This window comes from Chryseobacterium sp. TQ-BC-N36 (genome assembly GCF_058382295.1).
The window spans coordinates 2,404,420-2,416,928 of sequence record NZ_CM178175.1 but is presented as its reverse complement, the minus strand read 5'-3'; the positions used below and the strand labels follow the sequence as shown (position 1 = coordinate 2,416,928).

General features: G+C 38.8%; 14 protein-coding genes. 4 read left to right on the top strand and 10 right to left on the bottom strand.

The features are described from left to right. Positions 1–47 precede the first annotated feature (47 nt). Positions 48–560, top strand: a complete 513-nt coding sequence (locus AC3FI7_RS10795; protein WP_142724792.1) for a thioredoxin family protein — start codon at positions 48–50, stop codon at positions 558–560. Positions 561–691: 131 nt separating this feature from the next. Here the strand turns inward: AC3FI7_RS10795 and AC3FI7_RS10790 are convergent, their stop codons facing one another. From AC3FI7_RS10790 to AC3FI7_RS10775, 4 genes are all read right to left on the bottom strand, one after another. After that, complete coding sequence (locus AC3FI7_RS10790; RefSeq protein ID WP_142724791.1) at positions 692–1,087, bottom strand: DUF7674 family protein; 396 nt, start codon at positions 1,085–1,087, stop codon at positions 692–694. Positions 1,088–1,138: 51 nt separating this feature from the next. After that, positions 1,139–1,270, bottom strand: coding sequence for a hypothetical protein (locus AC3FI7_RS10785; protein WP_262484568.1), 132 nt, complete (start codon positions 1,268–1,270; stop codon positions 1,139–1,141). Between the two features lie 82 nt (positions 1,271–1,352). Further along, a complete protein-coding gene (locus tag AC3FI7_RS10780; RefSeq protein ID WP_142724790.1) occupies positions 1,353–1,709 on the bottom strand; it encodes a DUF7674 family protein in 357 nt (118 codons plus the stop codon). 11 nt (positions 1,710–1,720) lie between these two features. Beyond that, entirely contained in the window at positions 1,721–1,885 is a 165-nt protein-coding gene (locus tag AC3FI7_RS10775; protein ID WP_228451266.1) for a hypothetical protein, read from the bottom strand. Between the two features lie 342 nt (positions 1,886–2,227). On the opposite strand from AC3FI7_RS10775, the gene AC3FI7_RS10770 reads away from it, so the two are divergent. The 3 genes from AC3FI7_RS10770 to AC3FI7_RS10760 all read left to right on the top strand — a co-directional run bounded on the left by AC3FI7_RS10770 (position 2,228) and on the right by AC3FI7_RS10760 (position 5,155). Continuing rightward, complete coding sequence (locus AC3FI7_RS10770; RefSeq protein ID WP_142724789.1) at positions 2,228–3,241, top strand: nucleoid-associated protein; 1,014 nt, start codon at positions 2,228–2,230, stop codon at positions 3,239–3,241. Positions 3,242–3,302: 61 nt separating this feature from the next. Further along, a complete protein-coding gene (locus AC3FI7_RS10765) occupies positions 3,303–4,265 on the top strand; it encodes a hypothetical protein (protein ID WP_491462016.1) in 963 nt (320 codons plus the stop codon). Positions 4,266–4,381: 116 nt separating this feature from the next. Continuing rightward, positions 4,382–5,155: a cyclase family protein gene (locus AC3FI7_RS10760; RefSeq protein WP_142724787.1), complete on the top strand. Its 774-nt coding sequence runs from the start codon at positions 4,382–4,384 to the stop codon at positions 5,153–5,155. 86 nt (positions 5,156–5,241) lie between these two features. On the opposite strand, the gene AC3FI7_RS10755 is transcribed toward AC3FI7_RS10760, so the two are convergent. From AC3FI7_RS10755 to AC3FI7_RS10730, 6 genes are all read right to left on the bottom strand, one after another. Next, entirely contained in the window at positions 5,242–5,994 is a 753-nt protein-coding gene (locus AC3FI7_RS10755) for a succinate dehydrogenase/fumarate reductase iron-sulfur subunit (protein WP_491462015.1), read from the bottom strand. A 14-nt stretch (positions 5,995–6,008) separates the two neighbouring features. Next, positions 6,009–7,925, bottom strand: a complete 1,917-nt coding sequence (locus tag AC3FI7_RS10750; RefSeq protein WP_142724785.1) for a fumarate reductase/succinate dehydrogenase flavoprotein subunit — start codon at positions 7,923–7,925, stop codon at positions 6,009–6,011. Between the two features lie 11 nt (positions 7,926–7,936). After that, entirely contained in the window at positions 7,937–8,593 is a 657-nt protein-coding gene (locus AC3FI7_RS10745) for a succinate dehydrogenase cytochrome b subunit (protein ID WP_142724784.1), read from the bottom strand. Between the two features lie 16 nt (positions 8,594–8,609). Continuing rightward, complete coding sequence (locus tag AC3FI7_RS10740; RefSeq protein WP_343659414.1) at positions 8,610–10,040, bottom strand: anion permease; 1,431 nt, start codon at positions 10,038–10,040, stop codon at positions 8,610–8,612. Between the two features lie 19 nt (positions 10,041–10,059). Then, on the bottom strand, positions 10,060–11,226 hold the full coding sequence (locus tag AC3FI7_RS10735; protein ID WP_142724782.1) for a porin: 1,167 nt from the start codon (positions 11,224–11,226) through the stop codon (positions 10,060–10,062). Between the two features lie 145 nt (positions 11,227–11,371). After that, positions 11,372–12,421 carry a linear amide C-N hydrolase gene (locus AC3FI7_RS10730; RefSeq protein WP_491462014.1) on the bottom strand — a complete coding sequence of 350 codons (1,050 nt, stop codon included), beginning with the start codon at positions 12,419–12,421 and terminating at the stop codon, positions 11,372–11,374. Positions 12,422–12,509 lie beyond the last annotated feature (88 nt).

Below are 12,509 nucleotides of genomic sequence, written 5' to 3'. Positions count from 1 at the left end.
ATTAGAGGAAATACCTAAATTCGTGTAGATTTAAACAAAAATTCAGAATGAAATACTCCAAAATTATTATTGTTGTAACGCTGCTGCTGTTTCAGCTGGGAGCAGCACAGGAAAAAGCGGATGTGGTATTAAATAAGGCTTTTACAGAGGCTAAAGCAGGTAAGAAAAATGTTTTACTGGTGTTCCATGCTTCATGGTGCAAATGGTGTAAGATGATGGAAAAAAATATGGATCTTCCTGAAACCAAGCCCATTTTTGATAAAAGATTTGTCACAGCTTACGTAGATGTTCAGGAAAGAGGAGATAAAAAGAGTCTTGAAAACCCCGGCGGCCAGGAACTGATGAATAAGTATAAAGGTGAAAATGCCGGACTCCCTTTCTGGCTGATCCTGAATCCAAAAGGAGAAGTTTTAGCTGATTCTTTTGATGCCAAAGGAGAAAATCTGGGCTCACCGGCAACACCGGAAGAAGTAACCACTTTCATTGCCAAACTGGGAAAAGCATCAGCCCTGAATAAAGAAGAAGCACAGATGATAGAGAAAGTGTTTGTAAAGAAATAAAGAATATATAAGTCTCCAAAGAAATTAATTTCCGGGAGATTTTGTCTCATTAATGTAATCACATTTTTTGTGATGCTCAATTTATATAAAAGGACGAAAACAACATTGTTTTCGTCCTTTTTACTTTTAAGTTATTTTCCAAAATACATCTGATCCTGCTTCTGCTGTTCATTATAAATGATCTGGAAGCTTACAGGCATATATTGATAAAGAAGTTTCCAGTGCTGGATCTTTGCGTGTTTTTTGAAGCTTTCGAAAGACCTTACAAAAAGGTTTTCAATCATACTTCTTACATAAGAATTTCCGTTTCTGTAAAGCCAGTCCATCAGCTTGATGTGATGGGCAATGATATTGATCTTCGATTCCTGCAGCAGGTTTTTCAGATAGTTCACGGTAGCCTGCATGATCCCGGCGAAATTGTCCTGTACAGACAACTGTGTGATTTCATTGCGAAGTGGCGGATAGAAAAATTTTAAGTATTCAACAGCTATTTTTTGATTAATAGTTTGCATTTGTACTTTCATCATAATTAAGAATTTTTCAAACACTTTGTATTGCAGCGAAATGTATACCAAAATTTAAAGACAGGCTGCAAAAATAAATACCCCTACGATCACAGCGATGTGAGTGAGTAATATCTCTGTATTGTGTCTGTTGGTCGTTGTTTTCCAGGTTTTCCAGTCTGAAATTCTTCGGATTTTATTTTTCATAATCTATTGATTGTGAGTTATTTTTAATTTTGTTTAATTTAAACACTTTGTAATGAAACGGATAAAAAATGTAATAAAACCTTTATATGCCGTGACTGTAAATTTGTCTTGAATACACCTGCTGAAGGTTGGCAGAAATGTGACTGAAAATCACTTTTCTGTATTCCTCACCGCAGAAAGCGGTACAATTGTCCAGAGAATAGATAAAAGTAGTCTCAACAGCATTCTTTAATACTGTATCCCCGTCAGTGTAGATTTTGTCCATTTTCTGTAAACTTCTGAACAGCAGATTTCTGTCATTCTGGCGGATCATATTTTTAATGCGTTCCGTGAAGGTACGGATAATGCTGTATGAGTTTTGAATTTTGATTGCTTTTACTTCTTTTTCAAAATCAGGAACCACATCAGTGATTTCCTTTACGGCTTGTAAATAGTTCATAATACGATATTTTAATTTGGATGATGTTCTAACAGTTTGATGATGCCACCAAAAATGAAAACGGTTAAAAAAGCAAAAAAGAGCAGGTGATAAGGCTTCAGCCATTTTGGCGTTTCAGGTCCTCTGCTTTTCAATCTTCTGAGCTTGTCGAGTCTGTTTAAGGTCTTTAAGTCCATTTTACTATGTTTTCAAATCATGATGCCAATAATATTCCTCTGAAAATAAATATTATATAAGGTATTGATATATAATTATTTATGATTTTTGAATCTGATTTTTTTGAATAAAAAAACATTTCAAAATGATAAGGTTTTTATCAATTTGGAAAAGGGGAAGGCAAAAGACTATGTTACCTGCCATAACAAATGAACGACTGATCATTCTCCTTCCTTGGAGGGGTGGCGGAAATTCAAAGAATTTTTGACGGGGTGGCCAAAAGAGAGTAGTATAAAATGGCATTTTTAATTTTCGCAGAAAGAATTAGAATGAATATCTTTGCAGTCCAAATATTCAGAAAAATGTTTTCAAAAATAATAGTACACAGAGTCGGAAATAAGATCAACGGAGATTCCCTGACACTTTCTCAGGAAGAGTTGAAGTTGGAAGAAGGAATGGCAGAATTGCTGGAAGATTACTTTTTAGGTTCTTTTAAGTCAGAAGAAACTTTTCATTTTTACAGCGATACCTATCTGGTAAATAATCCGGTTTACAGTGCGGTATCTGAAATTTTTGATGATAAATCCAAGTTTATCTGGGAATCTGAGAATATTGCCAAACATCTTTTTGAAGCTGCAGAAAACCCAAGGGTTCAGAGCGGAGAACTTTTCATCGTACTTTTTGAAGATGAAAGTGACAGACCTGATAAAGTAGACAAAATCGGGATCTTTAAAACAGAAAAGAGAGAGTCTTTCCTGAAAATCAATCCTGGGGAAGAAACATTTGATATTGAAAAAGATCAGGGAATCGGTTTATCCAAAATTGATAAAGCTGCTTTGATCTATAATAACAATAAAGAAACAGGATATGTACTGTCTGTGGTTGACAACAACAAAAACGGCGATATGTATTACTGGTTCGAAGATTTCCTGAAAGTAAAACAGCGTGATGATGAATATTTTCACACACAGGAAGCTTTGATGGTGTATAAAGATTATATCACCAAACAGCTTCCTCAGGAATTTGAAGTTTCCAAAGCAGACCAGGCAGATTTCCTGAATAAGTCTATCAATTTTTTCAAAGAAAAAGAAGAGTTTAAGCTGGATGAATTTGCTAATGAAGTACTGGGTGATGAACATGTAATTGAAAGTTTTGTGAATTTTAAAACAGATTACGAACAGGATATGCAGGTGAATATTGCTGAAGAATTTCCCATCAGTGAAGCTGCTGTGAAAAAGACACAGAGACACTTTAAAAGTATCATTAAATTAGACAAAAACTTCCATATCTATATCCACGGAGACCGACAGAAAATTGAAATGGGTGAGGATGATAAAGGAAAATACTACAGACTTTATTTCGAAAAAGAAGTATAAAAATAGATCTCCGGTTCCATAATAATATCATAACTTTATTGCTGATTACAAAATAACAGCTATGAAATTTCTGATTATTTTCTGGGGAGCTTTTTTCATTTTTTTCTGTGCTCCTTTTCCGATTTTATTGTATATGCTGAATGAGGAGCTGACAACAGAACCGAGAAATTCATTAGCGGTGAGCTATGGATATCTCGGTTTTTCTTTGTTAATATGGGGATATGTGATTATTTTCTTTATCAATAAGCTTTTCATTACCACTTTTAAAGAGAAAAATACGATAAAATCTATTCTTCGGAACGGAATTCCAAGAGAAGCCAGAATCATTGATTATAGACTCCTCAAATACATTCCTAAAAAAAACATGAATCTTATTCAGGTTACGCATTCATTCCCCAATCTCAGCAATACTGTGATAGAACATAAAATGATGTTTCATGATTCCAAGCCACACGAAAAAAGATTTGATGTCGGAAATAAAATCAAAGTAATGCTGAATCCTCAGGTATCAAAGGAACCTTACTTTATTTTAAGTGATCAGAAAGTGGAATTCAATACATCCGGGATGATATTAAGAATTATTTTTACCGGATTGCTTATTGCTTATGTCATTGGTTTATATTGCTATTTTTATATGAGGGAATCCTTTGATTTTGGCTGGAGGTTTCTGACATTCATGCACCCGATTATTTTCAGCGGTGTGATGACCATGATCTATGTATTGGTTTTTCAGTTGATTTTCGGCAGGTTTTTTAAAAATACAAAAGAAGAACGGATCCTTTTTTCGGGAAGAAATGCTGAAGCCAATATCATCAGTGTCAGTGAGACAGGGCTCACAGTGAATGATCAGCCTCAAATCATGTTTCAGCTAAGTTTTAAAGATTTCAGAGGAACCGAACATATTGCGGTGCATAAGAAAATTGTCAGCCGTCTGAATCTGTCTTCTGTTCCTAAAAAGGGAACCATAGAAATCATGTATGATGAGAATGACCCGAAGAAAATTATAATCCCCAGAGGGTTTTAGATTGCAAAAAAAAGTAAAACTACAAAAGTGCAAATTTGCTGATTTGACAAGGATTAGCTTTTTACCCTTTTGTCCATTTACCTTATTCGCTATCTTTGTATCCTTAGCTAAATCATATGAAAACAACAATTGTTGATCTGACGAAACCTATCCAATACAATGCCGGAGACCCATGGTTCATGCGGGTAAAAATTAAACATAAGGCACACCGTCAATCACATTGGCTGATACGCCTGGCGTTGAGATTGCCATCAAGGCTTTTTCCTAAAAACTGGATTGGATGGGCTGATGATACCATCAAAAATATGGGACTTCATGCTACTACTCACATTGATGCTCCGTGGCATTACGGTCCTGTTGTAGAGGGAAAACCTGCCAAAACCATAGACCAGATTCCGCTGGAATGGTGTTATGGAGATGGTATTGTGATCGACTGTACCCATAAAGAAGATTTTGTAGCCATCACCGTAGATGATTTGAAAAAAGATCTTGATAAAAACGGAATTACCATCCGGGAAGGAAATATTGTTCTGATCAGAACCGATCGTGACAAAATGATGGGAACTCCTGATTTTGTGGAAAAAGGAACAGGAATGAGTAAAGAAGCTACCGAATGGCTGATTGATCAGGGGGTGAAAGTCATGGGAATCGACCAATGGGGTTGGGATCTTCCTCTGAAATATATGGCTCAGAAAGCCAAAGAAATGAACGACCCCGAATTCTTCTGGGAAGGTCATCGCGTAGGAATTGAAAAAGAATATTTACACATAGAACAACTTACCAATCTGAGTGCATTGCCTCCATGCGGATTTAAAATCTGCGTATTTCCGCTTAAAATCGTTGGTGGCTCTGCAGCTCCGGCAAGGGTAGTGGCCATGATGAATGAATAGAACATAAATAAAAAAAGAAAGAGCAAACCTGCATTGCAGATTTACCCTTTCAAACATTATCATTTTTAGCATTATTTTTTATTGAGCTAAGCTTTTTTCCTAAAAAATAAAGCCCTGTTATATTCAAAATTCATTCTGGCAATATTCAGTACAGAAATTCCCTGAGGACATTCCACTTCGCAGGCTTCTGTATTGGAGCAGTGCCCGAATAATTCAGTATCCATTTGGGTTACCATATCCAGTACTCTTTTGTTTCGCTCTTCTTTTCCCTGAGGAAGGAGTGCCATATGGGTGATTTTTGCTGAGGTAAACAGAGCTGCACTTCCGTTTTTACAGGTGGCAACACACGCTCCACATCCGATACATGCTGCAGAATCAAAAGCTTCTTCAGCCGTCTGATGGGTAACCGGAATAGCAGTCGCATCAGGCGCCTGGCCCGTATTCACCGATACAAAACCTCCCGAAGATATAATTCTGTCAAAAGCAGAACGGTCTACTTTTAAATCTTTCTTCACTGGGAATGCTTCAGCACGGAAAGGCTCTATCAGAATGGTTTCCCCATCTTTAAATGATCGTAAATGGAGCTGGCAGGTCGTTGTATTTTTTAAAGGACCATGGGCAATACCATTAATCATCATACCACATTGTCCGCAGATTCCTTCACGGCAGTCGTGATCAAACTCAACGGGTTCATCTCCTTCAATAATCAGTTTTTCATTTAAAGTGTCCAGCATTTCTAAGAAAGACATATGAGGATTCAATCCTTTCAGGTCGTAAGGGACCAGTTTTCCTTCACTTTTTCTGTCTTTCTGTCTCCATATCTTAAGATGTAAATCCATAATTTTCTGTTTTTTTATTTGTAACTTCTTACCGTTGGCTGGATCTCTTCAAAAATCAGAGGTTCTTTAATCAGTTCAGGTTCTCCATTTTCCCCTTTCCATGCCCAGGCAGAAATAAATTGGTATTCCGCATCATTTCTCATGGCTTCACCATCCGGAGTCTGGAATTCTTCTCTGAAATGAGCGCCGCAGGATTCGTTACGGGTTAATGCATCGTAGCACATCAGTTCTCCTATTTCGAAATAATCGGCTACACGGCCGGCTTTTTCCAGTTCTGTATTCATTTGATCTCCCTGTCCGGAAACTCTTACATCTTTATAGAATTCCTGTTTTAGTTTTCTGATTTCCTGAATGGCATACTTCAGACCTTCTTCATTTCTGGCCAGTCCGCAATAATCATAGAGGAGTTTTCCTAATGTTTTATGGAAATAATCAACGGTTTTGGATCCTTTGATATTAATAAAATGATTAATCTGTTCTTTAACTGCTTTCTCAGCCTGCTCAAATTCAGGAGTATCTGGTGAAATTTTTCCGGTATGAATTTCATCCGCCAGATAATTGGCAATGGTGTAAGGCGCGATGAAGTATCCGTCTACTGAAGCCTGTAAAAGTGAGTTGGCACCTAATCTGTTGGCACCATGATCGGCAAAATTAGCTTCACCTAAAGCAAACAGTCCCGGAACCGTTGTCATCAGTTCATAATCTACCCAAAGTCCACCCATTGAGAAGTGGGCAGAAGGGGAGATCATCATGGGTTCTTTATAGGCATCGTATCCTGTTATTTTAAGATACATATCGAATAAATTCCCATATTTTTCCTGGATCTTCTCTTTTCCCTGTTCCTGTATTGCTTTTGAAAAATCAAGATAAACAGCATTTTTCAAAGGCCCGATTCCGAAGCCTGCATCAATTCTTTCTTTCGCAGCACGGGAGGAAATATCTCTCGGAGCAAGGTTTCCAAATGCCGGATATCTTCTTTCAAGATAATAATCCCTTTCATTTTCCGGAATATCATTCGGTAATCTGTTTTCCCCTTCTTTTAAAGGAACCCAGATTCGGCCGTCATTACGTAACGATTCAGACATTAAGGTCAGTTTAGACTGATAATCTCCGGATTGTGGAAGCGAAGTAGGGTGCACCTGAATCCAGCTAGGTGAAGCCATTAAAGCGCCTTTTTTATGAGCTCTCCAGATGGCAGAGCCGTTACATCCCATTGCCAGTGTAGATAGATAATAGATCTTTCCATAACCTCCGGTCGCCAATATTACAGCATGGGCTGCATGTCTTTCAATATCTCCGGTATCTAAATTCCTTACGATAATTCCTCTGGCTTTACCATCAACAGTAACCAGATCAAGCATTTCATGTCTTGAAAATAATTGTACAGAGCCTTTTCCAACCTGTCTCATCAAAGCCTGGTAGGCACCCAGAAGCAATTGTTGTCCCGTTTGTCCTCTTGCATAGAAAGTACGGCTTACCTGAACACCTCCGAAAGAACGGTTGTTCAGATATCCCCCATATTCACGACCGAAAGGGACGCCTTGTGCTACAGCCTGGTCGATGAGGTTCAGAGAACATTCTGCCATTCTGTATACATTGGCTTCACGGGCCCTGAAGTCTCCTCCTTTTAGTGTATCTACAAACATTCTGTACACACTGTCGCCATCGTTTTTATAATTTTTTGCAGCATTCACCCCTCCCTGTGCTGCTACAGAGTGTGCTCTTCTCGGGCTGTCCTGAAAACAGAATGATTTGACATTATAGCCCATTTCTCCCAGAGAAGCTGCAATGGAACTCCCCGCCAGGCCTGTTCCTACAACAATGACATCTAGTTTTTTACGGTTGGCAGGATTAACGAGTCTCGCTTTCTTTTTATAATTTTCCCATTTATGTTCCAATGGGCCTTGTGGTATTTTTGAATCTAAAATCATGATCATTCTGTTTATTGATAAGTAAAAAATACATAGATGGGCATCAATGCAAAACCCACACAGATAATGATTGAATAAGCAATCCCAACAGCCTTGAACCATTTTACGAACTTAGGATGGTAAAGTCCCAGCGTTCTTACGGCACTGTGTATCCCGTGAATAAGGTGATAACACAGAGCGATCATTGATAAAACATAAATGATAACGTACCACCATTCTTTAAAGATATTCACTACCAGAATGTAGAGGTCTTTATTCCCATTCTCGTCCAAAGGAGGATTTCCGAATTTGTAGATATACCAGAAATTCTGGAAATGGATCACCAGGAAGATCAGGATTAATGTTCCGAGGATTCCCATATTTCTGGAAGCCCATTGGCTGGCCCTTCCTCGTCTGTCAGTCTGGTAACCACCACCGGATTTTTTATTTTTCAAAGTAATAATCAATCCGTCAACTGCATGCAGAATAATACTGGCATACAAAACATAAGAAACTATTTTGATAATGATATTTCCTGATAAAAAATGCGAATAGGCATTAAACTGCAGGTGCGCCTGTTCTTGTGGAAGGAAAAGCTGAAGATTTCCAAGGAAATGAATCAACAGGAAGAATCCCAAAAAGAGTCCTGTAAGGCACATCAGCATTTTTCTTGACAATGTTGATAACATATTTTTGATTTAAAAATTAATAATATCCTAAGACTTTCATCCACAATCCTCCTACAACCATATAAATGATCAATAGAACTATTCCTATTTCAAGACCTCTGAGCCACCAGGCTTTCAGATCAACATATCCGCTTCCGAAGAATACCGGAGCAGGGCCGTGACCGTAATGAGTAAGTACTCCATAAATAGAACCCATGAAACCCAACATCATAGCCAACAACATAGGAGGAATTCCCAAAGAAACACCCACACCCAGCAATGCTGCATACATGGCAGCCACGTGAGCGGTAGCACTTGCGAAAATATAATGACTGAAGAAATATACTACAATAATAACAGGGAATGCTACCTGCCAGCTTAAACCTCCGATCTGTACTTTGATAAGATTGCTGAACCAGCCAATGAATCCCAATTCATTCAGTGAACTTGCCATCATCACCAATACGGCGAACCAAACAATAGTGTCCCATGCCCCTTTTTCACCTTTTACATCCTCCCAGGTTAACACTGAAGTTAGTAGCAACAATGTCAATCCAATAAATGCAGTAGTCGTGGCATCAATTGAAAGCGCTCCTCCAAAGATCCAAAGACCTAAAAGAATGAAGAATGCTAACAGCATCAGCCATTCGTTTCTGGAAATAGGGCCCATTTCTTTTAATTTCTCAGCCGCCATTTTCGGAGCATCACCTGTTTTTTTCAGTTCAGGCGGATACAATTTGTACAATACCAAAGGAACTACAAAGAATGCTACCGCACCGGGAATAAAACCTGCAGCAGCCCATGACATCCAGGTAATATCAATCCCAAGGTTGGCGGCAAACTTCTGACACATCGGGTTACTGGCTGTCCCGGTAAGGAACATGGATGAAGCGATGAGGTTCATATAGTAACTGTTTAAAGTAAGGAATGAACCTAATTTTCTATGGGTTTCCGGCTTTTCAGGAACGGAATCAAAGCTTATGGCCATAGATTTCATAATAGGATAAATAATTCCGCCACCTCTTGCAGTATTACTCGGAATAGCGGGAGCAAGGCAAACATCGGCAAGTCCTAATCCGTAAGCCAGTCCCAGTGAGCTTTTCCCAAAAACTCTGATGAATAAAAAGGCAATACGGTTCCCAAGTCCTGTTTTGATAAATCCTCTGGCAATAAAGAATGAAATCCCGATCAGCCAGATTACTTTATCTCCAAAACCGGAAAGAGCTTTGGTTATAGATTTTCCTGCATCTCCAGGAGCAACCACCTGGGTAAGAGCTGTAAAGGCAATCGCCATCATACACATCGTACCCATTGGAGCCGCTTTAAGAATGATTCCTAAAATAGTTGCAGCAAAAATAGCAAACAGATGCCAGGCATTCTCGGCAACTCCTTCCGGTGCAGGAATGAACCATATGATCAACGCAACGACAAATGTGATCGCTACGTTTTTGATATTAATTTCTTTCATGATACTAACTGTTTAATCTTTAAAATCTACTCTGTACCTGTACAATGAATAGATTATTGTTGTATTGTGATGTGTTTTCTATCTGATGTTTGTAGCGGTCAAACTGTACTCCCAGCTGAATTCTTGCGCCATAATTTTTCAAAAATTCCAATCCGAACATCGGGGTGATTGTCTGTCTTGGGTTGGAAGCCATTCTGAAATTAGTATCAAGATATTCGTATCGGCAGGATAATTCGAAAGCACTGAGATTTTTATGGTTGATCTCATACCTCAGATTTGGCAGGAAATAAACGCCGCGGATCAGGTACTGATCCGGATTCTCAGGCCGCAGCTCTGGGGCTATGGAATTATACAGAACATGATTGGTGGCCTGCTTGCCTTCCAGCTGCATATCAAGGCTCCATTTCGGGTCAAAATGGATCAGTGAGCTCAGGTCTACTCCCAGCGCATATACTTTTTTGCTGAAAACTTCCCCGATACCACCATTTAAACCTACATTGAAATTATATTTTTTAGATAATCCGAAAACAAGACGGGTGGAATACTGTTTTCCGTTGTCATTGTCATTGATCTGATTTTTCCCGTTTCCGTTAACCACTGAAACCGCATATTGGAAGGGGATTTCTCCCAGCTGAAGCTGTCCCGTGGCAGACATTCCGATCTGGAAGCTTGTCCAGCCCAGTTTTCCGAATTCTGTGTATTGATTAGACCAGTCTAAAGACTTAATAATATCAATAGGATAAGTTTCTTCAATGCCGAACCAGGGTCTGAACTGTCCTACGGTAATCGCTAATTTAGGATTGAAAGTATATTTCAGGTAAGCATTTTCCAGGACTCTGCTCTTTGGATCATTTTTAAAGTCAGCAAGATTGGCCAATACAACCACTTCTGTACGTTTACTGATCTGCGCGCGTACCTGAACCCTCATATATTTGAGCATGAAATTATTATCTGTTCCGGATCCATCGGTATGATGAAGTCCGTTGACGTCAACATCTTTGCTCATTCCTACAAGATAACGTGCCTGGAAAAGGCCCTTGATCTGCAGCTGTGGATATTTTATATTATCTTCTTCCTGTGGAGGAGGCGTGGTCTTCAGAGAATCCTGATTCTGTGCGTAGGCAGATAACCCGCAGGCCAGCATGCACAGGATCAGGCTTTTCTTTTTAATTGAAAAAAAGGCCATATCTATTTTTGTTTTTTATTGAGAACTTTATTCTATCACGAGCTTTTATAACTGCCGACAGATCTTTATGATCGGATTTTTGCTTAGCACCTGTCATCTGTATAGAGCAGATTGATGGGATGTTAAGCGTTTTTGTGATAAAATATTACTTTAATCCTAAGAATGCAAACGGTGCAGATTCTTTAAATTCTGTATTGGATTTACCGTTATAGGTGCGGTTGTTACTCAGATCCAGTTTCATCACTTTTCCTTTAGGGCTCAGGTCAAAATCCTTAAGGTCTACCCAGAAAGTATTTGGGGTGAAAACGGTTTCAAAATAATATACCAGGTTTTTCTGATCCGAAACAGAACGCCATCTTGTTGATGAAATATTAGGTTCAGTCGCGGAAGTAATTCCGTAAGGCACTGAACAGTTTCTGATCACACTGAAAACGCTGGCTACCGCTGTACGGGTATCAGCTGTCTGCGGAATTGCATTGATGTAGTAAGAAGCTCTTACGAAACGGTCGGCTGCACGGTTGGTCCCCGGAAGCATAACCGTTCCCGGAATCCCTTTCCAGTAATTGTTGAGTGCCAGCTGTTCTTCAAAAATAGGAGAATTGGTCATTACAGTATAAGATGGATCATGGTGAATCACCAGCTTTCCGTCAATATATTCAAATACTGCATTATCCCCTGAGGCATCGGAAATAGAAAGATGGACGGTTGTAAACCTTTCTGTTCCCGGAATATAATCACTTACAATAACGAAAGGTTCCTTTCTGGAAAACTCTACAGCTTCTTTTACGGTGGCAAAATTATCAAGATAATACTGGGCCCATAATGAAATGGCAATGCCTTTTTTACTGCCTTTTCCATCAAATTTAGGATATTGAGATTCTCCCAGCCAAAGCAGGTTGGCAACCAGTCCTTTTTCGTTCATGCCGTCAGCTGAAGCAATATCCCATGAAGAGCTTACAAGACTTCCGTATTTGGCGGTCCATTTCACAGATTTAGAGCCTACCAGTCCATTTCGTTCTATTCCTTTTGGGAGAACCCAGAGATTGACAGGGATTTCGTCACGCCAGTCCATAGAACGGGCTGTAATAACGGTATTCTGCGGACCTTTGTACACTACTCTTGTACATGCTTCAGAAGGATTCCATAATCCTATAGAAAGGGTCAGAGAAAATAAAATTAATGGGAACTTTTTCATAATAGTATTATTTGAATTTAAATTTTATATTGAATTTATTGTGAATAATTCAATGTATTTTAATCATATTCATTATTTGGTGATATAA